Annotated in this window: 20 protein-coding genes and 1 tRNA gene; 5 read left to right on the plus strand and 16 right to left on the minus strand. The window is 60.1% G+C overall.

What is annotated here, in order from left to right:
• Positions 1–31 precede the first annotated feature (31 nt).
• Together Q0899_RS12340 and Q0899_RS12345 are read right to left on the minus strand one after the other, a co-directional pair.
• Positions 32–1,966, minus strand: a complete 1,935-nt coding sequence (locus Q0899_RS12340; protein ID WP_299193132.1) for an ABC transporter substrate-binding protein — start codon at positions 1,964–1,966, stop codon at positions 32–34.
• Between the two features lie 33 nt (positions 1,967–1,999).
• Positions 2,000–3,196 (minus strand): mandelate racemase/muconate lactonizing enzyme family protein, encoded by a 1,197-nt coding sequence (locus Q0899_RS12345; RefSeq protein ID WP_298360731.1) that lies wholly within the window; start codon positions 3,194–3,196, stop codon positions 2,000–2,002.
• Between the two features lie 177 nt (positions 3,197–3,373).
• Between Q0899_RS12345 and Q0899_RS12350 the strand changes: the two genes are divergently transcribed.
• On the plus strand, positions 3,374–4,033 hold the full coding sequence (locus tag Q0899_RS12350) for a GntR family transcriptional regulator (protein WP_298294303.1): 660 nt from the start codon (positions 3,374–3,376) through the stop codon (positions 4,031–4,033).
• A gap of 231 nt (positions 4,034–4,264) precedes the next feature.
• Positions 4,265–5,536 (plus strand): DNA polymerase IV, encoded by a 1,272-nt coding sequence (locus Q0899_RS12355; RefSeq protein WP_298360733.1) that lies wholly within the window; start codon positions 4,265–4,267, stop codon positions 5,534–5,536.
• A gap of 105 nt (positions 5,537–5,641) precedes the next feature.
• Here the strand turns inward: Q0899_RS12355 and Q0899_RS12360 are convergent, their stop codons facing one another.
• Entirely contained in the window at positions 5,642–6,502 is an 861-nt protein-coding gene (locus Q0899_RS12360; RefSeq protein WP_299193135.1) for an N-formylglutamate amidohydrolase, read from the minus strand.
• Positions 6,503–6,650: 148 nt separating this feature from the next.
• Here Q0899_RS12360 and Q0899_RS12365 point away from each other — a divergent pair.
• Both Q0899_RS12365 and ykgO read left to right on the plus strand, forming a co-directional pair.
• Positions 6,651–6,725 (plus strand) — tRNA-Val (locus Q0899_RS12365).
• 72 nt (positions 6,726–6,797) lie between these two features.
• The gene (gene ykgO / locus Q0899_RS12370; protein WP_009828855.1) at positions 6,798–6,923 is read left to right on the plus strand and encodes a type B 50S ribosomal protein L36; all 126 of its coding nucleotides are present in this window, start codon (positions 6,798–6,800) and stop codon (positions 6,921–6,923) included.
• Between the two features lie 175 nt (positions 6,924–7,098).
• On the opposite strand, the gene Q0899_RS12375 is transcribed toward ykgO, so the two are convergent.
• Positions 7,099–7,395 (minus strand): hypothetical protein, encoded by a 297-nt coding sequence (locus tag Q0899_RS12375; protein ID WP_298294311.1) that lies wholly within the window; start codon positions 7,393–7,395, stop codon positions 7,099–7,101.
• A gap of 297 nt (positions 7,396–7,692) precedes the next feature.
• On the opposite strand from Q0899_RS12375, the gene Q0899_RS12380 reads away from it, so the two are divergent.
• Entirely contained in the window at positions 7,693–8,841 is a 1,149-nt protein-coding gene (locus Q0899_RS12380) for a Xaa-Pro peptidase family protein (protein ID WP_298360735.1), read from the plus strand.
• Between the two features lie 75 nt (positions 8,842–8,916).
• Here Q0899_RS12380 and Q0899_RS12385 read toward each other — a convergent pair whose 3' ends face one another.
• From Q0899_RS12385 to Q0899_RS12440, 12 genes are all read right to left on the minus strand, one after another.
• Positions 8,917–9,204 carry a hypothetical protein gene (locus tag Q0899_RS12385; RefSeq protein ID WP_298291456.1) on the minus strand — a complete coding sequence of 96 codons (288 nt, stop codon included), beginning with the start codon at positions 9,202–9,204 and terminating at the stop codon, positions 8,917–8,919.
• Positions 9,205–9,477: 273 nt separating this feature from the next.
• Positions 9,478–10,809, minus strand: a complete 1,332-nt coding sequence (locus tag Q0899_RS12390) for an FAD-binding oxidoreductase (RefSeq protein WP_299193138.1) — start codon at positions 10,807–10,809, stop codon at positions 9,478–9,480.
• Between the two features lie 63 nt (positions 10,810–10,872).
• Entirely contained in the window at positions 10,873–12,423 is a 1,551-nt protein-coding gene (locus Q0899_RS12395) for a trimethylamine methyltransferase family protein (RefSeq protein ID WP_299193141.1), read from the minus strand.
• Entirely contained in the window at positions 12,413–13,885 is a 1,473-nt protein-coding gene (locus tag Q0899_RS12400; RefSeq protein ID WP_299193143.1) for an aldehyde dehydrogenase, read from the minus strand. Before Q0899_RS12400 ends, Q0899_RS12395 begins: the two co-directional genes overlap by 11 nt.
• Complete coding sequence (locus Q0899_RS12405) at positions 13,882–14,790, minus strand: dihydrodipicolinate synthase family protein (protein ID WP_299193145.1); 909 nt, start codon at positions 14,788–14,790, stop codon at positions 13,882–13,884. Before Q0899_RS12405 ends, Q0899_RS12400 begins: the two co-directional genes overlap by 4 nt.
• A complete protein-coding gene (locus tag Q0899_RS12410; protein WP_299193147.1) occupies positions 14,780–15,472 on the minus strand; it encodes a GntR family transcriptional regulator in 693 nt (230 codons plus the stop codon). Before Q0899_RS12410 ends, Q0899_RS12405 begins: the two co-directional genes overlap by 11 nt.
• Before the next feature lie 75 nt (positions 15,473–15,547).
• Positions 15,548–17,179: a peptidoglycan-binding protein gene (locus Q0899_RS12415; RefSeq protein ID WP_299193149.1), complete on the minus strand. Its 1,632-nt coding sequence runs from the start codon at positions 17,177–17,179 to the stop codon at positions 15,548–15,550.
• A 28-nt stretch (positions 17,180–17,207) separates the two neighbouring features.
• Positions 17,208–18,395 (minus strand): AMP-binding protein, encoded by a 1,188-nt coding sequence (locus Q0899_RS12420; protein WP_298294339.1) that lies wholly within the window; start codon positions 18,393–18,395, stop codon positions 17,208–17,210.
• A gap of 42 nt (positions 18,396–18,437) precedes the next feature.
• The gene (locus Q0899_RS12425; protein ID WP_298294342.1) at positions 18,438–19,274 is read right to left on the minus strand and encodes an ABC transporter ATP-binding protein; all 837 of its coding nucleotides are present in this window, start codon (positions 19,272–19,274) and stop codon (positions 18,438–18,440) included.
• 13 nt (positions 19,275–19,287) lie between these two features.
• Complete coding sequence (locus tag Q0899_RS12430) at positions 19,288–20,451, minus strand: patatin-like phospholipase family protein (protein ID WP_299193152.1); 1,164 nt, start codon at positions 20,449–20,451, stop codon at positions 19,288–19,290.
• Positions 20,452–20,623: 172 nt separating this feature from the next.
• Positions 20,624–21,898 carry an ABC transporter substrate-binding protein gene (locus tag Q0899_RS12435; protein ID WP_298294346.1) on the minus strand — a complete coding sequence of 425 codons (1,275 nt, stop codon included), beginning with the start codon at positions 21,896–21,898 and terminating at the stop codon, positions 20,624–20,626.
• Between the two features lie 61 nt (positions 21,899–21,959).
• On the minus strand, positions 21,960–23,036 hold the full coding sequence (locus Q0899_RS12440) for a branched-chain amino acid ABC transporter permease (RefSeq protein ID WP_298360752.1): 1,077 nt from the start codon (positions 23,034–23,036) through the stop codon (positions 21,960–21,962).
• Between the last annotated feature and the right edge of the window lie 2 nt (positions 23,037–23,038).

A 23,038-nucleotide genomic window follows, 5' to 3' on the forward strand; every position in this document is an offset into this window, starting at 1 on the left:
GGCGTGGAAGAAACCGGCGCGCAATATCACATCAAGGAAGGTTGGCACCGCCCTCGAAGTAGACCTGTGACGTGTATGGAGCCGGCGTCCAAAGCTGACCCGCAATCGGCATCGGATCGACATAGTTGCGCACATTGTTGCGCACGACTCCGTAAGCACCGTCACTCTGAACAAGCCCGACCGTCAAAAGCTGGCTCGTCGCCTTCTCAATCAGGTCTTTCAAAGCTGCCTCCTGAACGGCCGTATCACCGCTTGTCGTGACGCCCCTATAAGCCTCGAACAGCTCCTTGATGCTTTCAGGTGGCTCGATGCCCTTGCTGTTATCGACGCCCCAAGCGGCCCATTTGGGCGCCCAGAAAACGGCCTGACCACGTGGTAGGTAGCAATCGGGGTTGGTGTAGGCATCCGCCAAACCGCCCCCACAGTTCCAAATGTAGGCATCGTGATCCCCGGCAGACGCGATTTCCTGCAGACGCGACCGATCCGAAGCGCGCACCTGGAAGTCGAGCCCCACATCCTTTGCGTATTCCGCAACCAGCTCCATCACGTCGGGGTATTGGAACCCAAAGACATCAGCGACAAGGAAGACCAATGTAAAGCGGTTGCCGTCCGGTCCAAGCCGGTATCCGTCGCCATCTTTCTTATCCAGACCGATGCCGTCCAACAGCGCATTTGCCGCGTCAGGGTCGAACTCGGTGAACTGGGTCACCCACTTTTCATTGTAGACCGGCGACCGCTCATGCGGGGCAGTCTGACCGGGCTTGCCGGCCCCAAGGTAAACCAGGTCCACAATCTCCTGACGATCAACCGCATGGCTAACCGCTTTGCGGAAGTCCACCATGTTGACGATCTTGTTCTTGATCGGGTCCGGATTGTTGAGGTTGAACATCAGGATCGACTGGTTGGAGGGGATATCACCCACCCCGAAGAAGTCATATTTCCCGCGTTCCTTATTGTCGGTCAGCGCCGCCAGATTTGACGGACGGCCAATGTGGCGGGCCATGTAGTCGATCTCGCCGTTGAAGGCCTTCAGCAAGATCGTTTCAGGGTCTTCGACCTGATCCCATGTGATCTGGTCAACATAGGGCAACTGGTTGCCAGCTTCGTCAACCTTCCAGAAATACGGGTTGCGTTCGGCAACCACGCGATCTGAAGAGCCATAGGCGTTCTTGGTCTTCCAAGGGTGCAATGTTGGCCGGTCAGCGTTTTGCCAAAACAGCGGCGTATGCATCGGACCCGCCTTGAGATTGAACAGTTGCACCCAGTCGGCAGCTGCCGGTTCGGCATCAATCAGTGCCTGAATGTCCAAGTTGTACTTCTCATGAAACTGGCTGAGGTAGTGCTTCGGATAAACAACCGGGTAGTAGCCGAAGCCGTAGGCCATGTTCTGGATGAACAAGCCGTTAGGCTGGCTGAATTTGAACTCGACGGTTGTTGCGTCGATTTTGGAGACCTGAACCGGGCCACCCGCGTCCACATAATTTGGATGTTTCGAGGGCGTCAGCTTGTCGTCCATGAAAACTTCGTACCAGAACATGATATCGTCGGCGGTGAATGGCTCGCCGTCGGACCAGCGCATGCCCTCGCGCAGCTTGAATGTGTAGGTTGTCGCGTCGTCGGAAACAGTCCAGCTTTCAGCGATGTTGGGTTTCACCTCGCTCCAGTCATGGCTCCAACGCACCAAAAGCTCGGTGCCGATTTGGCGCAGGATGTTGTGCTGATCGCCACCACCAAGAATGGCGCGCCGTAGCGTGCCGCCATATTCGCCAATGCTGTCCAGCGTCTCCATAACCATCGGGGTTGACGGCAAGCGGTCGTCAACCGCTGGCAGCTCGTTGGCCGCTACTTTTTCAGCCAGCATCGGCGCTTCCTCAAACGCGAATGCAGGCAGCGCGACAGTGGCGGTTAGCGCCATGCCCATTGCAGTGGAGCGTATGAGCCCCCGTTGTCCTCGTTTCATCAACATAATTTTCTCCTCCAAGATTATCAGTTTTTTGGGTCACCAGTTGGTGACAGAACCATCGGGCCGTCTGAGATGCGGACCTTCCAGATGCGTCACTGTTTGATTGGCTATAGCCGCTTCATTCACCTCGACGCCCAGGCCCGGGGTGTCGGGCACTTTGTACACCGCGCCACTGAGTTCGATTTGCGTCGGGAATATTTCCGGGTCATGGAACCCGAGACTTTCAACCGGGGATTGGCGGGTTTCGGCCCAGCTGAAATTCGGGACGGCGGCGCCCAAATGAACCGTCGCGGCGGTGCAAATAGGGCCAAGCGGGTTGTGCGGCATCAGGTCGACATAGAAACGTTCTGACCAGCCTGCGATCTTCATCGCTTCGGTAAAGCCACCGACATTGCAAACATCCATCCGCATGTATTGGGTGAGACCCTGCTCCAGATACGGCGCGGCTTGCCACTTCGAGGCGAACTCTTCCCCAATCGCAAGCGGGATAGTCGTCATCTTTTGGAGCGCATGGTAGGTTTCCGGGCTTTCGCAGCGGATAGGTTCTTCCAGAAAGTTCAATGTTCCGGCAGGCAACAGATCGCAGAGATAGGCGACCTCGGGCACGCTGAACCGGTGGTGCAGGTCAATGCCAAGATGGATATCCGGTCCAATCTCTTCCCGTACTGCGATCAGCTCTTTCGCTGTAGCGGCCAATGACGAACGGGGGTCAAACACCTCGTTACCGTCGAAGCTGCCTGGATAGGTGCGGATGCAATCCCAACCGGCATCCACAAGCTTGCGCGCGTCCGCGACTTGCCCCTCAATAGTGTTGGCCATTGTGCTGGCGAAACTTGGCACGACGTCGCGGTGCCGGCCTCCCAACAGCTGATACACGGGAACCCCGAGCCGTTTGCCCAATGCATCATGCAACGCAATGTCGATGGCTGACAGCGCTGACGTCAAGACGCGCCCGCCCTCAAAATACTGACCGCGGTAGCATTCCTGCCAAATCCGACCAATGCGGCGGCTATCCTGCCCGACAAGAAAACTGGCAAAATGGTCGATGGTCGCTGCAACAGAATTTTCGCGCGATGACATGCCAGACTCGCCCCACCCGAAGGTTCCGTCTTCCATGGTCACTTTCACCAGAAGCTGGTTGCGGGCTCCAACGCGGGCGCTGACAGGTCTGATTTCAGCAATCCGTGCTGCCCGGTCCGCCGCGCCAAGCCGGCCTTCTCTGTCGCCCAACATTTCCATAGCCCCTCCCGTGAGCGAATCTTTCACCTTTTGTAGCATTATTTTTTACAAATCGTCGACTATTTTGTTAATTTAAAATTTTATACTAGCGTTTTCAGGCGCTAAACGGTGGATCGAGCGCGAATTTTCGACTAACCTCACCTAGATGATCGAAGAAGGGTTCCCTCAAAAATGACCACAAATAGCCGCGCCCCTGACTCGGAGAACACGCTGTACGAAGCGATCCTTGAGGACATTTACAGCGGCACATTGAAGGGCGGCGAACGTTTGAAGGTATCGGAACTTGCGGACCGCTTTGGTGTCAGCACAAGCCCAATCCGCGAGGTGCTGCGTCAGATGCAAGGTGAGGGATTCGTCGAAATCCACCAAAATCGCGGGGCAACCATCAAACTGGCCGATGCCAGCACAATTCAGAACATCTTCGAGGTTCTGCAGCTTCTAGAACCCTATTTCGTGGGATGGTTTGCGGATTACGCCCAACCGCAGATGGTCGAAGAAATGGCGCTGATACAGGAGCAGATAAAAGCGACACCGGTGAATGACCAACTGGCTTTCCGCAAACTGGATTTCGAATTCCACTGGTCCATTTGCAAACGGCATTACAATCAGGTCGCCGCCAAGACGTGGCGCAATCTACGGACGGCGCTCAACGTACATGCGGCAGACCTGCGCATAAGCCCCGTGCGATACCAGGCCATCCTTGAAGATCACGATGCGCTGCTGGCGGCGTTTAAGGTGAACGATGCTGCACAGGCCGACGCCGTCATTCGCAAACACATTGACGGGTCTTTTGTTCAAATGTCCCAGCAGATGCGGGCCATCGGGCTCTGAGCGCCGCGGCAGCCAAGATGCCGGCGTCCTTTGCTGTTCTGAAGGTCTGCCCCGGATCATCGCACAAAACGCGACGCTTGCGCCGCCTTGAAACCCACGCATAATTAGACCTATCAGGTGACCATCACCCTACTGTGGTGTCGGCGATCAATTGGCCCAACCCGCCCGACAAGGATCACTTTGGTCGGCACCGTTCCTAAATGAGACAAGCAGTCAGGACGTAACCGCGAGATGCCCGAGAATGCCAAACCCTCAGCGCTCTGCCGATCCTGCCTGACCCAATTTGGCGGCGGCCTGCGTTGCCCTTCCTGTGCGTCGCCGCGCGTGATCTCCCACCCAGAGCTATTTGATCTGTCCATCGCGCATATGGATTGTGATGCGTTCTATGCCTCGGTGGAAAAACGCGACAACCCGGAGCTGCGCGACAAGCCGGTGATCATTGGCGGCGGCAGACGCGGCGTGGTTTCAACCGCCTGCTACATTGCGCGCATCAAGGGCGTGCGCTCGGCAATGCCCATGTTCAAAGCGCTCAAGCTCTGCCCGGAGGCGGTTGTCGTACGCGGACGCATGGATGTCTATGTCTCGGTCTCCAAGCAGATCCGCGCCATGATGGAAGACCTGACCCCCGCGATTGAGCCACTTTCGCTGGACGAGGCATTTCTTGACCTCACCGGAACCGAGCGGCTGCACCATGCCCCGCCGGTGGTGATGCTGGCGAAGCTGGTCAATCGCATGGAGGCAGAGCTGGGCATTTCCGGCTCTATCGGCCTCAGCCACAACAAGTTCCTGGCCAAAGTTGCCTCCGACCTCGACAAACCTCGCGGGCTGTCGATCATCGGCAAGGCGGAAACCGATGACTTCCTGCGCGACAAGCCTGTCTCGATGATCTGGGGCGTCGGGGCCGTCACGCGCGAAAGCCTCGAAAAGGCGGGCATCCGCACGTTTTCTGATCTTTTGCGCTGGGACCGCAAGGATCTAGGCGCAAGATTTGGGTCCATGGGGGACCGGCTATGGCATCTTGCGCGCGGTCAGGACCGGCGCAGCGTATCAGCGCACACCCCCGTAAAGGGCATCTCCAACGAGACGACCTTCCATGATGACACCGCCAGCATCGATATTCTCGACGGCCATATCTGGCGCATGTCCGAAAAAGTTGCCGACCGCGCCAAGGCGAAAGGCATCGCCGGGCGGGTCGTCAATCTCAAGCTGAAGACCGCGGAGTTCAAGCTCGTCACCAAGCGCCTATCGCTGAGGGACCCAACTCAACTGGCCGACAAAATCTACCGAACGGCCCGGCAGCTGTTTGACCAGGTTGGACCCCAGGGGCCTTACCGCCTGCTGGGTGTCGGCATCTCTGACCTCGTCGCTGAAGACGGTGCCGACCGGTCCGGCGACCTGCTGGACCCTGATGCAAATAAGCGCTCAGACGCGGAACGCGCGACTGATAAGATCCGTGACCGGTTCGGCCCCGACGCCATCACCAAAGGCCGCGCGCTGCGTTAAGCTGGCTCCATTTGGGTTCAAATACTCTGGGGTTTGGGGCAAAGCCCCAAGTCTGCGCGACAGCGCAAAAACATCATGCGCGCGCAGCGCCCAATCAGGTCACGCCTATTCCGCTGCAACCCGCAGCTTCTTGCGTCCGATCTCGGAAATCTCGGCGACCACACGGGTCATCAAGGCCCGGAAATTGTCAAAATTTCCGTTCGGGCGAACCCGCATTTCATTCATGTACAACGACCGGTCAATCTCGATCTGCACCGCGTGCTGGCGTCGCGACGGGCGGCCGTAATGCTGCGTGGTGAACGCGCCGGCGAAGGGCGCGTTGCGGCTGACCCGCAAACCGGCTTCCAGAAAAATCGTCTCAATCCTTTCAACAATAGCGCTGTCGGCAGAGGCCCCAAAGCGGTCGCCAAGCACGACCTCGGGGCGGGCCAACCCCGATTGGGTGACGGCGTCCACGGCCTCATGCGGCATCGAGTGGCAATCGATCAAAATGGCCTCGCCAAAGTCGCGCCGTGTGTCGCTCATCAATTCGGCCAGCTGATCATGATAGGGCCGCCAATACTCAGATATCCGGGCATGCGCCTCGCTGAGCTTTAACTTACCGCGGTAAATCGCCCGCCCGTTTGACACCACCCTTGGGATCACCCCCAACCCGCTGGCGATCCGGGGATTGTGACTAACCTGGTGCACACCCTCGATCACAGCCGGGTCCAACTCGTCCGAGGCACGGTTCAAATCCAAAAACGCGCGCGGCATCCGGGCGGCCAACAAAGCCGCGCCGCAGGACGGCGCCGAGGCAATCAACATGTCCATAAACGCGTCCTCAGAAGACCGGATCGCCAGCTCGTCTAGCTCCGACCGGCGCAGGAAAGACCACGGGTAGTCGCGTCCCGAATGCGGGCTGGCAAATATCACCGAGGTGGACTGGACATCCGGAAGGGTCAGTTTGAACGCGTCTTTGGCCATGTAGGCTCCTTTGCACCTAACTATAGGCCTTTTTGTGGCGACTTCAAAAGCCCTTGAACCGTATTCCGACTCCTTCTATAGAGCGCGGACCCCCCGTGCTCTGGCGCGGCCCACATGCTGTGGACTCGACGGAAAATAGGGGTTAGATGGGCGCTTAGCTCAGTGGTAGAGCACTTCGTTGACATCGAAGGGGTCACTAGTTCGAACCTAGTAGTGCCCACCATCGAAATTCCGCCTCGTTGAGGCAAACTGAAACCAGAAGGCGCAAGCGCGCTGGACGAAATGGAGAACGGACATGAAGGTCAAGAACTCGCTTCGCTCCCTGAAGTCGCGCCACCGGGATTGCCGGATTGTGCGCCGCAAGGGCCGCGTCTATGTGATCAACAAGACGCAACCCCGGTTCAAGGCTCGCCAGGGCTAAACCGAAAGCACATCGCTTACGAAGAAACCGCCTTAGGGGCGGTTTTTTTGTGCGCGGCAGAAAGGTCTCGTCCAAATAAAACGGGCCCCGCATCACCAGGGCCCGCCTCGACCCAATCGCTTGGGTCACTGGAGATGGATCAACCTATTGGTTTGTTCCATCTAGGTTGTTTCAGTTAGCGCACGATGTTCTCGGCAGGGGAGTCGTTGGTCAGCGCGAAGAAGTGTTGGATCGCTTTGACGTCAACGTTGCGTGCCCGGTCGAAGTTCACGGTGTTCTCAGCAGGGCTGTCATTGACCAGTGCCAGACGTTGGGCGGTACCGACTGGATCACCGACCGAAGTGTCACCGACGATGCGCTCAGCGGCAGAATCGTTGTTCAGGGCAAAGAAGGCCTGGGCGTTCGACACGTCTGCAAATGCAGGTGCGGACAGGGACAGGGCGATTGCGGCAGTTGCGATGATTGTTTTCATTTTAGGTCTCCAATTTTTGTAAGCCTTGCGGCGATGTGTGTGCGGCGTGTCGCCGTTTGATGGGACTAATATGCGCCTTGAGCGGGTCCGCCTCAATGCACGTGGACGCTGATTCTGTGCCTTTTTGGTGCGCAGATTCACATTAAGAGTTGAGGTTAGACTGTTCCATAACGACCGCGTGAGAAGTCGCTCACAATCCGTGAAAACGCTGAAATCTGCCGAATGTCGCGAACAAGTCGGCGCTTCAAAACGAATCTCGGATAGACTTCTTCCAGAACCAAAAGTGAGGGAAATCTCGTGCCAATCCATTTCTCCGACGCCGAATTTGCTGCTCGAAAACGGGCGGCGACGCAGGCGCTGACGGACGCCAAACTCGACGCGTTGCTGATGTTCGCCCCGGAAAGCCACTACTGGATCAGCGGCTACGACACGTTCGGCTTCGCGATGTTTCAATGCATGGTTTTGACCCGCGACGGCGCTTTGGCGCTCCTGACCCGGATGCCAGACCTGCGCCAGGCCCGTCACACGTCTACGCTGTCTGACAATGACATCCGCATTTGGCACGAACGCGAAGGCGCAAATCCTGCCGATGACCTCAAAACGCTGCTCGATGATCTCGGGGTGAGCGCTGGGCGGATCGGGATCGAAGGGCAGACAGCCGGGCTGACCGATTTTAATGGTCGCATGGTCCGCGAGACGTTGGGCGATCTGGTCGAAGCCTCCGACGTCATTCGCACATTGCGACGCAAGAAATCCCCTGCCGAGATCGACATGCATCGCCGCGCGGCTACACTTTCAGATGACGCGCTGGACGCTGCATTGCACACAACCCGCGCAGGCGCGTTTGAGGGAGACATTCTCGCAGCCATGCAGGGCGCGGTGTTCAAAGGCGGCGGAGATTACGCGGGCAATGAATTTATCATTGGATCCGGCGAAGGCGCGCTGCTCTGCCGGTATTTTTCGGGCCGCCGGCACCTTGATGCAACCGATCAGCTGACGCTCGAATGGTCAGGGGCCTATGCGCGTTACCATGCGGCTATGATGCAAACGCTGATTGTCGGGCAAGCCACCCCGTCGCAGCGAAAGATGCACCAGACTGCCCGCGATGCGCTCGAAGCCTGCGAGGCCGCGATAAAGCCGGGCAAACCCATGGGCGATGTCTATGCAGCGCATGCAGATGTGTTTGACAAGGCGGGGATGTCGCACGCGCGCCTGCAGGCCTGCGGCTACGGCATGGGCGCGGTCTACACCCCGATTTGGGTGGATTTTCCAATGTTTTACGAAGGCAACCCGTTGCTGATGCAAGAAGGTCAGGTCTTCTTTCTGCACATGGTGTTAATGGACAGCGACGCGGGCCATGCCATGTGTTTGGGTCATTCGGTATTGGTAATCAAGGACGGTTGCGAAAGGCTGTCGCACCATGACCCGTCACTATTTGAGCTATGAAACAAAAATGGCCTCCCCGGGGACAGGGGAGGCCATCTCACAAGAGCGGTTCAGTCAATCAGAACCGGCGGTAATTTAGTTCTCGGCAGGCGAGTCGTTGGTCAGCGCGAACATCGCCTGGATGGCCGACACGTCAACGTTGCGAGCACGGTCGAAGTTCACGATGTTCTCGGCAGGTGAGTCGTTTACCAGCGCCAGGATCTGGGCCGCGCCAACTGGGTTGCCAGTCGATGTTTCGCCCACGATGCGCTCAGCGGCGGAGTCGTTGGTCAGTGCAAAGAAGGCCTGTGCATCGGACACGTCAGCGAAAGCTGGTGCGGACAGGGACAGGGCGAGTGCGGCAGTTGCGATGATGGTTTTCATGTTTTTTCTCCAGTGTGTGTTGCCCGGTGAGGGCGATATGTGTTCGGCGGTGTTGCCGTTTGATGAGACCAATATGGGGCATGGAGGCCCTCACTGGAATTCACTCGAGCGTGAGAATACGCCACGATTGGTGCGCACGTGCACAGATTGGGTTTGATGCGGAAGACACCGTAACGGCCGCGTGAGAACCGGCTCACAAACCGTGAGAATGCTGAAATCTGATGGGAAACGCATGTCTGGCGAACGATCGCCACCCGAATCAAAAGGGATAATTCACATCTCGCGACCGGCGCGGCGTTCTTGCCAGCGCAGATACGCCCGGGCACCAATGGCCGTCACAGGGGCGGGGGGCAATTTGGTCGGTGCGTCGCTTGCCAGTAACTGATCCAGCATCGCGCTGCTTTCGCCGCACGCCAGTTCGGCGGCCAACTTTCCCGCCAGGGTCCCTTTCGCGGTCCCCAACCCGTTTTGACAGCAGGCCGCGATCAGGTCTGGTTCAACCTCCCGCACGATCTGCACATTGTTGCGGCTCAGGCAAAGTCGCCCGCCCCAACGGTACTCCATCTCGACCCCCGGCAGCATCGGGAACCGCGCCGCAAAGCTGCGGTCATGGTCGCGGGCCACATTCGCGACACGCGCATCGCTCACTTGCATGGAGGGATCGAAGGTGAACCGATTGCGCACCGTGATCCTGTCACCTCCGGCGCCAGAGATCCGTCGCACGGTTGTGCCCATCGGATCGGCGGAGGTAACACCCCAAACAGTCTCACCGCCAAGCGCCGCCACCTCGTCAGCGCTCAAAGCGCGCGTCATCGACGCGTAGGTGAACACATGCATCAGGTGCCGCGTATAGTGCCCGAAGCTTGCCAGATGTCCGTTGACCGCCAGAATGACCTTCGGCGCCGTGACCTGACCCTTTGGGGTCTGTGCGACCCAGTGGCTGTCGCGCGTCAACGTCACCACCGGGCTGTTCTCGTACAGATGCACCCCGCTCGCCACCAACCCGGCCGCAATGCCACGCACAAATTTGGCGGGCTGGATCACGGCGCATCCCGGCGTGTACAACCCACTTTGGTAGTACCCAGTCCCCGTCATCGCCTGCATCTGCGCGGCATCGCGCAATTCATAGGGCTCGCCCAACGCGTCCAGATGGGCGGCATAGCTCAGATTGTGCCGATGTCCTTTGTTGGTCGCCGCCGCATTGGTTTTGCCGCTCAACACAAACGCCTCAGCATCCAGCCCGTATTCCGCGGCTGCCTCCGCCGCAAATTCGATCCCGTGTCGGTTCAACGCGGTCTGGGCACGGTCCGCCGCCACCCCGCCCGCATATGTGGCCGAGGCCAGGTCATGCGGCAGGTCGATCATGAACCCCGAATTACGCCCCGCCGGACCGTCCGCCACCCGCGACGCTTCAAGGATGACAATCCGATCACCTGCGCAAAGCTGCGACAGCCGCCGCGCTGCGGCCAGCCCTGCAAACCCCGCGCCAATCACCAGCCAGTCTGCGGTAACGTCACCCTCCAGAACACGAGCAGGCGGAGGCGGGCCCAGTAGGCGGTTCCAGCCCGCAGGCCCTGGGTCCACCGGCAACCGCGCCACCTTCATGGCACACCTCCTGAATTCCCATGTTCACAAATTTCCGCCCCGCAGGGCCGTACCCAACCCAATCTAGTGGTCCTGATTAAGCGCATCCGCCGCCGGGATCTCCCGCTCCCGCCGCGCGATATAGTCCAGAAGCGCCTCGTTCACGCCCGGATCCAGCGCAGGTTCTTCATATTCGTTCAGCAAATCCCGGCAGCGCTGCAGCGCGCGTTCGTTGATCTCCACTCCGCCTTCCGCCTGCCATTGCTCAATCGAGTCGTTGTTGAACATCTCCGGCATGAAAAACGCCCGCTGGAAATTCTCCAGCGTATGCGGATGGCCCAGATAATGCCCCCCCGGCCCCACGTCACGCACCGCCGCCAAGGCCTCGTCGAAATCGTCCCAACGCACGCCCTCCGCCATGCGGTAGCCCATCGCGCAAACCTCGGCATCCACGACGAACTTGGCCATGGAGCAATGCATCCCCGCCTCGTTCCAACCTGCGCTGTGCCACATGTAATTGGCCCCCGCCATCAGCACCGCGTTCATAGTCATCGCACTTTCATAGCCCGCCTGCGCGTCAAAGGTCTTGGATCCGCCCAGCGTGTTCGAGGTGCGCCACGGGATGTCGTAATACCGCGCCATCTGCCCGATCATGAAATTCATCAAGCTGATCTCAGGCGTCCCTGCCATCGGCGCACCGGATTTCATCGACACGGTCGACAGATAGTGCCCGTAAATCGCGGGCGCGCCCTTCCGCACCACTTGGGTATAGGCCAAGGCGCTCAGCGCCTCCGCATTCAACTGCGCCACGGTCGGTGCAACAGACGCAGGCGTATTCGCCCCGCCCAGTACAAAGGGCGAGCACAGGATCGGTTGATTGCGTTTCGAAAACGCGCGCAACGCGCCCAGCATCGTTTCGTCCCACACAAGTGGAGAGTTCCCGTTGCAATTGCCCGTACAGACTGCGTGCGTTTCCAGATAGTCTTCCCCGAACAGCAGCGCGCACATCTCCATCACGTCCTCGGCGTTCTTGGGGCTGGTCGTCATCCCCATGAACGTCTTGTCGCTATGCTTCATCGACGAATAGGTGATCCTGAGATGCCGCTGCGAGATCGGGTGGTCATACGGCTCGACAATATGATGCGCCGAGGAATGAATGGCGGGCAGCATATGGCTGAGCTTGTGGAAATTCGCGAGGTCCTCCAGCGTCGGGTTGCGCCGTTGATCGTCGAGATCCCGCAAATAGGGTGCACCGGTCATCGGCACAAAAATCCCATGATCCCCGCCAAAGGGCAGGTTATTGGCCGGGTTGCGCGCGTGATAGGTAAACTCTGACGGGATCGTCGCAATCAGCTCCCGCACTAGCCCGCGATCCAGATGCACCGTCTCCCCGCGCACATCGGCACCCGCTTTGCGCCAATCCTCCAACGCAACGGGATCGCGGAACACAACGCCCACATCCTCCAGAATACCCATCGAGGCCGCGTCGATCTTCTCGATCTGCTCCGCATCCATCGGCTCGACCAAAGGCAGCTTGCGCTTCAGCGCGGGAAGCATGGCGATGTCGCGCTTTTGCCGGATAGCCTTCCGCGCCCCGCGACCTCGACGAGAGGTCCCTACCGCGTCAACCGACATTGTCGCCCTCGCTTGGATCGCCCAAATCAACCCAGATCGTCTTCAGCTCGGTATACTGATCATGCGCATGCACCCCGTTGTCGCGTCCGCCGAAACCGGACTGCTTGTAGCCGCCAAAGGGCGTCGCCGCGTCGCCCTCCCCGTAGCAATTCACCGTCACCGTGCCCGCCCGAATATCGCGCGCCGCGCGTATGGCGCGACGGCCATGGGCGGTAAAGACCGACGCCGCCAGCCCGTATTCCGTATCATTGGCCACGGCAATCGCCTCGTCGTAAGACGCCACTTCAATCACGCTCAGCACGGGGCCAAAGATCTCCTCCCGCGCCTTTGGGTCGTCCTTGCCGACCTCAAGCACACTCGGGGTCACGTAAGGCCCCTTGCCCTTGTCACCCAAATAGCCGCGCACCTTCTTGCAGTGCCCCGCATCAATCAGCGCCCCGATATGGGTGCCGGGGTCCAGCGGGTCGCCGACCTTCCAATCCCTGATCCGCGCCTCGATCTTCTCCAACAACGCGCCCTTCACCGCCGAATGCACAATCAGCCGCGACACCGCCGAACAATTCTGCCCCGCGTTCCAGAACGCGCCGTTGACCACATGTTCGGCCACGTGGTCCAGGTTCTCCGCATCCTCCAAAACCACACAAGGGTTCTTGCCGCCGCATTCCAGCACCACCTTCTTGAGGTTGCTTTCTGCCGCGTATGTCAGGAACAGCCGCCCAGTTTCCGTAGAGCCGGTGAAAGACACCATGTCCACGCCCATATGCCGCCCCAGCGGCTCGCCCACGCTCGGCCCATCGCCGGGCAAAACCTGCAAAACCCCACGCGGCACGCCCGCCTCCGCCGCCAGTTCAGCCACGCGCAACGCCGTCAACGAGGTTTGCTCCGCCGGCTTCACAATCACCGAACAGCCCGCCGCAAGCGCAGGCCCAATCTTCCACGCCAGCATCAGCAGCGGGAAGTTCCACGGCAGCACGGCGGCCACAACCCCCACAGGCTCCCGCACAATCATGCTAATCGCGTCGTCCCCGGCAGGCCCCGTCTTGTCGTATATCTTGTCGGCGGCCTCCGCATGCCACTTGATGCAATGGATGCTCTCAGGGATGTCGATCAGCTCGCAATCGCGAATGGGCTTGCCGCTATCCAAGCTCTCCATCACCGCCAATTCCCGCCGGTTGCGGGTGATCAGTTTGCACAGCCGGATCAGAACGTCCTTGCGCTCCGACGGGTGCATCTTCGCCCAATGCCCTTGGTCAAATGCCTCCCGCGCTTTCCCAACTGCCAGATCAACATCATCCGAGGAGGCCGTCGAAATCTCCACCCAAGCCTCCCCCGTCACAGGGTTCACCGAGCCCATCGCAGGCCCCCGCCCGCGCTGGTACTTGCCGTCAATGAAGGGCGTGCGCGGCGGGTCCATGTCGGCCGCAATCGCGCGGTATTCGGCCTCTGTCAGCAGATCGCTCATATCTTCACCCCTGTAATGCCTGAAATGGTGGTGTTCATGGTGCGGATCACCTCCGCCAGCTGCCGCTTGTCGTCCTTGTTCAGCGGCTGCAGCGGCTTGCGCGGCGGCCCCGCGTCAATGCCGCGCAAGGTCAGCCCATGTTTGATGCATTGCACAAACTTGCCGCCCTGCTCCAACACGCTCATCAACGGCAGCATCGCCGACATGATGGCGCGGCCCTTGGTAAAGTCGCCCTCAACGGCGCAGGCCTGGTACAGCGCGATATGCGCTTCCGGGGCAAAGTTGGACCCCGCACAGACCCATGACCGCGCGCCCCACGCGAAGAATTCCAGCGCCTGGTCATCCATGCCGCAGGACAGCGCGATATGAGGATAGTCCCGCGCCAGCATGTGCACGCGGTTGATGTCGCCGGAGCTTTCCTTGATTGCGCAGAAATTCGGGCTGCGCCCCAGCCGGTCCAGACAGTCCTCGTCCATATTGACCGACATGCGGCCCGGGTAGTTGTACAGCATCACCGGCAGGTTTGCGGCGCGGTCAATCGCCAAGGCATGCAACGCAATCTCGCGCCCCGTCGGGTAAGCATAAGGCGGCGTCGCGACCAGCAGGGCGTCGGCGCCATGTGCCACAGCCTGACGCGCATATTCCACAGAATCCTCCGTTCGGATCGCCCCGGTCCCCACGATCATCGGCACGCGGCCCGCGATCAGGTCGCGGCACATGCCCATCATCGCCACACGTTCTTCCATCGTCTGCGCATAGTATTCGCCGGTCGACCCCGCCACGATGATCCCATGCACGCCTGCGCCAACCAAATGGTCGACTGTCTGCGCCAAGGCCGCCTCATTAACCGTGAAGTCGTCGAAATACGGCGTCACGATGGGCGTATAAATCCCCTCAAACTGCATTGCGATTCTCTTTCAGTGATATGACGTCCAGGGGCAGCGGGTCGGGGCGCACGAAGCGCTCCATGCGGTCCTTGGACAGGTCCCAATGTTGGAGGGTCAGGTCGATCATCAACGCGCCTTCGCGCGCCTCCAGCGCCGAAATCATCGCGTCATGCTGTTCCCGCGCTTTGACGACCAGCATGGATTCCGCCGGCGAAGCGGGGCGGTAAAACGTCTGGCTCAGCCGCGCATGGTCCACCAGCATCCGCGTCAGCGACGCCATCAGATACGGGTTGCGCGCCATCTCCCCAATGATCTCGTGAAAGCGGTGGTTCAGCATCGCGGCGTTAGAGGCATCGGCGCGCACAAAGCGCTGCTGCACCTCTTTCAGATCATCCAGCTGGGCACCCGTCCGGTTTTCTGCGGCCAGCCTTGCGATATTGGCATAGACCATTGGTGCGGTCTGAAAGAAGGTCCGCAACACCTCCAGATCCATGGAGGCCACCTTGGCCCCGCGATTGTCCTGCGTCTCGATCAGCCCGGCACCGGCCAAACGCTGCAAGACCTCCCGCAAAGGCGTGCGTGAAATGCCGTATTGCGACACCAATGTTGCTTCATCCAGATCGGACCCCGGTGCCATGTCCAGCGTCATGATCCGCATGCGCAGATCGTTCAGGCAGTCTTGTTTTGCGGTCGATGCCATTTGCGTCCCCGATTCGATTGCATACAATTTGTATACATCATTGAGAACACGCTATCCCGTTTGCGACAAATGCCGCTACCGAAGGACTGAATCCGCCAGCAATCGCACCACCGTCGCTTGGTTCAGATACCCAGTCTTTTGCAATTTCCGCGCATCCTGATAGCGCCGGATCGACCGCCGGGTTTTATCATCAAACACACCGTCAACCGGTCCGGGCTTCAGCCCCAGCCGCATCAGCCGATCCTCAACCAGCCGCCGCGTGCCGCCACTCAAACCAAGCCGTTCCTCATTGCGTTTCGCCGCCTCCAAGGCGGCCGCGTTCTTGGTCGCAAAGTCCAGCTCCGCCACCCGCGCATTGGCCTGCGCCACGAACGCACCTTCGGGATTGGCCTGCAAATAGCCCTGATAGGCCGCAATCGTGTCGACCGAGGTTGCCGCATCCCAATCCGCGCGGTCCTGCTCCGCCGCAGCTGCGCGCCGCGCTTCCTCAAACGGGGCCAGCCGCACCGTGGCAATCTCCGCAAAAACACCATCAGGGTAGCGCTCAAGATAGGACCGCAACCCAACTTCGTCGCCTAGCGCGCCGGTTTCCCGCCAATAGGCGCGGTCCTGCCGCTCCAGCTCGATCCGGCGCCGCTCGGCCTCAGCTTCCAACTCGGCAGATCGCCGCTCCGCCTGCGCCTCCAACTGCGACATCATCGACGCCGTGACAAAACCCGTTGGTTCCAGCCCGTTTACGGTCTGAAACTTGGTAATCGCCGCGCGGGAGCCTTTGCCAAAAATCCCGTCGATCCCCTTTGGGTCGTAATCGAGCAGCGTCAGCGAGCGCTGAATCTCTCGCCGCGCATCCCGCGTCAGGCCCAATGCTTTCTCATTCGCCTCGGCCCGCAAGCCCGGTTCCGCCTTGATCCGCGCAATTTCTGCCCGTGCCTCTTCAACGAACAAACCCTCGGGGTATTTGTTCAGATACCCTTCAAAGCCGAACTCAGTGTTGATCGACTTGGTCGCGTCCCAGAACGCCTTTTCCGAAGCATCTGGGTCAACAACCTCGGCCGCTTCCGGTCCACCAACAAACGGGATCAACGGCGCCAGGAACCCGCTCAATTCAAGATCAGGAAACGCCGACGCCGATCCCACGACGCTTTCCCCCGCACTCAACAACTCGCTTCCAAGATACGCGCCAATGTCCTCTGCCGAGCCGGCCACGACTGTCACGCCTTGCGCCGCGTCCGGGGCCACAATGCCCGCCGCAAGCCCAGATCCCAGCGCAAACTCCCGCTCCTCGGTGCCCAAAAGCAGGACTGCCTGCCCCGGCGCTTTCGCGGCGACCCCCATCAACGCGTCCAGCGACACGCCTTGCGCTCCGGCGCTCAGCAGGTCCGGCCTGTCCGCATCCGTGCCAAACACCCAGGATCCGATCGCTGTGCCCGCGAAATGCCCAGAAACCGCGACGATCACCCGCCCCGATCCGTCGGCCTTTGCCTGTGCCTGCCCGACCAAGGACCGCAGGTCTGCGGCAGTCACGTCTTCCCCCTCAATCACCTCGAACCCCGCCGCTTCCAGCGCGGGGATGGCGTCCAGCAGGTCCTCGGCGGCGCGGATGTCGCGGCCGTTGTCGTAATTTTCGTTGGCAATCAGCAGGGCCACGTCCCCCGCCCAAACCGGGGAGGACACGGCCATCAGGGCCGCAACTGTAAGGGTGCGCATAGTGGAGCTCCTTTTGAAGGCGTCAGCCTCAATCGTAGCTGCGCTTGTCCTCAATCAACACCCCGTCTTGTGGCAAGGTCCCAATCGGCATGATTTCGACCGCCCCGCGCAGCTTCAAAACGGCCTGAACGCTGTCGGCATAGTCCGCGCCCTCTGGCGCCTCGATCTGCACCGTCATCGCATCCGCGTCGCCGTTTCGTGTGGCAATCACCCGCGCGCGGGCAATCTCGTCGTGGCGCTTCACCAGCTCGGCCACCTGCTCAGGGCGCACGAACATGCCTTTGATCTTGGTGGTCTGGTCGGCGCGGCCCATCCAGCCTTTGATGCGCTTGCCGGTCCGCCCGCAAGGCGAGGTGCCGGACATAAACGCGCTCATGTCGCCGGTGGCAAAGCGGATCAGCGGGTAGTCCGGGTTCAGCGAGGTCACCACCACCTCACCCACTTCGCCTTCGGCCACGGGGTCACCCGTCCCCGGGGTCACGATCTCGACGATCACGCCCTCGTCCAGGATCATGCCTTCCATGGCGTCGCTTTCAAATGCGATATGCCCCAGATCGGCGGTGCCGTAGCATTGCAGGCAGGAAATCCCGCGGTCGGCGTAGGCCTGCCGCAATGCCGGGAACAACGCCCCGCCGGACACGCAGGCCTTTGTGAAGGCCAACGAGACCCCCATCTCGTCGGCCTTATCCAAAATCACCTTCAGGTAATCGGGCGTTCCCGCATATGCGGTGCACCCGATGTCCAACGCCGCCCGCACCTGCAGTTCGGTCTGCCCGGTGCCAGCGGGCAAAACCTTCGCGCCTACGGCCCGGGCGCCGTTCTCAAACATCATGCCGGCCGGCGTCAAATGATAGCCAAAGCAGTTGTGCACCACATCAGACGAATTCACGCCCGCGGCATGCAGGAACCGGCCGAACCGCCACCAGTCGTGGCCCACGCCGCCGGGTTCATAAATCGGGCCGGGGGATTGGAAGACATGGTCGTACTCGCCCATGATCACGCCCCCAAACGGGGGCTGCGCCGCCTGCCACTCGCTCAACGTTGATTTGCGCAGGACCGGGAACTGCGTCAGGTCGGCGACCGAATGCACCTCGCCTTGCGGAAAACACGATCCCATCCCGTCTTGAACCCGCTTCACCTGGCGCTGCAATTGCGCCAGCTGGTCCGCGTCTCTCGCGTCCGCGCTGCGGGTCTCTAATTCGTCGAAATAGCTCATAGTGGCCTCAGTTTCATCTTGGCAAAAATATGCAAATCCGGCCTAGCTCAACCAGCGCTTGCGCCGCCGATAAGAGCGCACGTCGCGGAACGATTTTCGTCCTTCTTCCGACACGCCCAGGTAGAATTCTTTTACGTCCGGGTTCTCGCGCAGCTCGGCGGCGGGGCCGTCCATCACCACGCGTCCCGATTCCAGAATGTAGCCGTAATGCGCAAAGCGCAGCGCCACGTTGGTGTTCTGTTCGGCCAGCAGGAAGGACACGCCTTCCTTCTCGTTCAGGTCTTTGACGATGCCGAAAATCTCTTCCACCAGCTGCGGGGCCAGGCCCATCGACGGCTCATCCAGCAAAATGGTTTCAGGCCGGGACATCAGCGCACGGCCAATCGCGCACATCTGCTGCTCCCCGCCCGATGTGTATCCGGCCTGCGAGGTCCGGCGTTCCTTCAACCGGGGGAAGTAGGAATACACTTTCTCCAGATCAGATGACACCGCGCCGCGCCCGTCGCCGCGGGTGTAGGCGCCGGTCATCAGGTTTTCCTCGATGGTCAGGTGCTCAAAGCAATGCCGCCCCTCCATCACCTGAATAACGCCCTTTTTCACCATGTCGGCAGGGTCCAACCCAGCGACGCCATCCCCGCGATAAGAGATCGACCCTTTGGTCACCTCTCCCCGTTCCGAATGCAGCAGGTTCGACACGGCCTTCAACGTGGTCGTCTTGCCCGCACCGTTCCCGCCCAGAAGCGCGGTGATCCCGCCCTCGGCCACTTTCAGCGAAACCCCCTTCAGCACCAATATGACGTGATTGTAGATCACCTCGATATTGTTGACCTCCAGCAGCGTCTTTGCGGCGTCATTGTCTTGTTTTACTGCGGCTTCCATGATGCAGCCTCCCTTAATATGCGTTCGCCAAAGCGTAGAGCTCGGCGGATGTCATGAAATCAACGGGCGCGGTTTTGCCCAGTTTCACCCCGGAATCGAAAAGTGCGGTCGTGACGCAGGCGTCAAACGTTCCAACGGTTTCGCCCAATGGGCAGATGTCCTCGACGGGTAGCTCGGCGATCACGCCTTGCACCTCCCAGTTCGAATTTTTTTCGGCAAAGCTCAACGTCTCAATGATAGAGTCCCGCAACACCTCGTCCGACAGCGTGTAAAGAGACCGCTCAGCGTACCCGATCAAGCTGTCTTTCACCTTGCCTTCCGGCACTTTCAACGAGCCGTTCACCACGATTGTCGCCCTAATCTTCACCGCCCGCCCGGTGTCGCGCACCAATAGGGTGCGTGCGGTTTCCACCTCGCGCAGGAAGATCTGGTCGCGCAGCCCGCCATCGACGTAAAGCGTGCCATCTATGTTGCGCGGCGGGAAAACGCCCGGTATCGCGGCGGAGGCCAACATGACCTCGGCCATGCAATTGCGCCTTTGCGTCAGCGGCAGGTCTGACGCCGCCATCTCTCCCAAATCAAACACCGTGGCCCGGGTCGTATCCAGATCAACGGCCATCACCAACAGGCGCGCGCCGCTCTCATGCTGCTTGGCCACGTCTGCAATCATGCCGTCGGTCAGTAGGGTTTTCAGCGTCTTTTCCAGCGGGGCCGGGTCGAAGAATGAAGACGAATTCCCAAGGGCGAACACCGGCCTGCCTTTGAACACGCCCTTCTTGCTGAGCCCGCGAAACACGTCCAATGCGGCATCATGCCGGTTGCCGGAAAACGCGACGGGGGCCAGCATGCCGCCCGCGCTGACACCGGTGACAAGATCAAATTTGGGGCGCGGCGTTTTTGGGTTTTGCGACCAGCCGCGCAAGAACCCTGCGCCGAACGATCCGTATTGCCCGCCCGCCGACAGCGACAACACGTCAATGACAATTGGCTTGCGCGATGTCCGCGTCGCGGCGGCGGGGCGCAGCTCTGCACCCACCGATTGGCGCAAGGCGTCAGCCATGCTTGGGGCGACCTCATCCGCGCTCATTGCCATGATTGGCAGCCGCGTTGTGGTTGTCGGGTCAAAATCGGATTGCGCAACAGTCGCAGCATTGGCGCCGGTGATCGCGCTGCACATCAGCCCGTCCCCTCTGTCCAATGTGCAGGCCCCAGCCGAAAACAAAGCCGCGAGAAGCACCGATATTTTGGAAACGAGTGTCATCGCGCGCGTTTGAAACCTTTGGGGAGTTGCGAGGTAAAAGTAGGTGCCAGCCGCCGCGTCCGAGATGGGCGGCGGCTGGCAGTGTCGTTTAGCAGCCTGCTGTGATGCCGCTTTCAGCAGCAAATGCAGCGGAGTCTTCTTCAACCAGCGCGCCGATGACCTCTTGGTCGGACGCTTCATATCCGGTGATCAGGTTCCACTCGCCTGCAGCTGCATCCCACTGCGCCACGGCACCAAGACCGTTGCCGCCGTGGTTTTCGCAGGAGACTTTGAACTCAGGGCCGAAGTTTGGCAGGCCAAGGGCTTCCATTTTGGCCTCTGTGATTTCCAGCGCTTCCATCCCGTTGCGCATTTCTGCTGGGGTGATTTCCGCGTTGCCGGAAAGCTCCTGTGCGGTTTTAGCGGCCTCAGCTGCCAGCATCGCCGCGTACATGCCACGGTTGTAAAGCGCCGTGCCAATCTGGTCGCCAGCACCAGCCGCCTTGCCTGCGTCGACCACATATTTCTGCAGGTCGGCAAACAGCGGGTAGTCCTTGCCCAGGTTGTGGAAGGTCAACGCCTTGTAGCCGTTGGCGCCGTCGCCAGCGGGCAGCACGTCATTTTCCGAGCCGGACCACCAGATGCCAATGAAGTTCTCCATGTTATAGCGGATGTTCGCCGCTTCCTGGATCGCCACCTGGTTCATCACGCCCCAGCCCCACATGAACACGTAGTCCGGGCGTTGCTGGCGGATCTGCAGCCATTGCGATTTCTGCTCCTGGCCGGGGTGGTCCACTGGCACCAGCATCAGCTCGTAGCCGTGCTTCTTGGACAGCTCTTCCAAGGTGCGGATCGGCTCCTTGCCGTAGGCGGAGTTGTGGTAAACCAGCGCGATCTTCTTGCCCGACACGTCGCCGCCGTTCAGGCTCAGCACGTGGTTCACCGCGTGTGATGCGCCGTCCCAGTAGTTGGCCGGGTAGTTGAAGATGTTGCTGAACACTGCGCCGTTCTTGGCAGATGTCCGGCCGTAGCCCATCGAGTGCACAGGGATGCCGTCAGCCGTGGCTTTCGGGATCAGCTGGTAGGTGATGCCGGTCGACAGCGGTTGGTACACCAACGCGCCTTCGCCTTTGGTGGCCTCGTAGCATTCAACGCCCTTTTCGGTGTTGTAGCCGGTTTCGCATTCGATGACCCGGGCGGGGACGCCGCCGATGCCGCCGTCGCGTTCGTTCAGCAGGGTGAAGTAGTCCTCATACCCATCCGCAAACGGGATGCCGTTCGCAGCATAGGGCCCGGTCCGGTAAGACAGCGACGGGAACACAAGGTCCGCCATCACGGGGCTGGCAGCCATCACGGCCGCTGTTGCCATTGCAAGTAGTTTCATTTTGGTAATCCTCCCATTGGATTTCTGAGTTACGGGCGGGGTTATCCCCGCCTCGGGTTGGTTAATGCGGAAACGGCCACAGCCGTAATTTCTCTTTGGCCAGCCGCCACAGCTGCGCCAGCCCATGCGGCTCCATGATCAGGAACATGATGATCAAACCGCCGGAGATGATGAATTGCAAATGCGCCGCCAGGTCGGTGGGCCAGCCCCACCAGCCCACCAGCACGTTCTTCAGCAAGACCGGCAGCAGCACCATGAACGCGGCACCCGCAAAGGAGCCGAAGATCGAGCCCAGCCCGCCGATGATCACCATGAACAGGACAAGGAACGACTTGTCGATCCCAAAGCTCTCCCCCACTTCGGCGGCCCCAAGGTACACGCTGAAAAACAGCGCCCCGGAAATTCCCACAAAGAAGCCCGACACCATGAAGGCGGTCAGTTTGGCGGTCAGCGGGTTCACCCCGATGATTTCGGCGGCGATGTCCATGTCGCGGATGGCCATCCATTTGCGCCCAACCGACCCGCGGGTCAGGTTGCGCGCGACAATTGCGCAAAGGGTGACGAACACGAGGCAGATCATGTATTTCGCCCAGGCGTCGGTGTTTGGGCCGGTCACGATGACGCCAAACACGCTGCGCTCCGGCGATGAGATCTGGCCGGAGGCGGAGTAGTTGTAAAACCACCCGACCTTGTTGAACAGCCACACAAGGAAGAACTGCGCGGCCAATGTCGCCACCGCCAGGTAGAACCCTTTGATCCGCAGGGATGGCAAGCCGAACAAGGTGACAACCGCGGCCGTCACGCCGCCCGATAGCAGCACATGGATGACAATCGACACTTCGGGGAAGGCGGTCATCAGCTTGTAGCAACTATAGGCACCTACCGCCATGAACGCCCCGGTCCCCAGCGAGACCTGCCCGCAATAACCGGTCAAAATGTTCAGCCCAATCGCCGCAATCGCGTAGATCAGAAACGGTACGAACACGGCGTTCGCCCAGTAGTCGTTGATGAAAAACGGCACCACCAGAAAGGCGATCGCAAGCACGATATAGTACCGATACCGGTCAAATTTGATCGGAAAGGTCTGGCTGTCCTGCGGGTAAGTGGTCGAGAAATCCCCGGCCTCACGATAAAACATCT

The organism is uncultured Litoreibacter sp. (genome assembly GCF_947501785.1).
In the GTDB taxonomy this organism is placed as follows: domain Bacteria; phylum Pseudomonadota; class Alphaproteobacteria; order Rhodobacterales; family Rhodobacteraceae; genus Litoreibacter.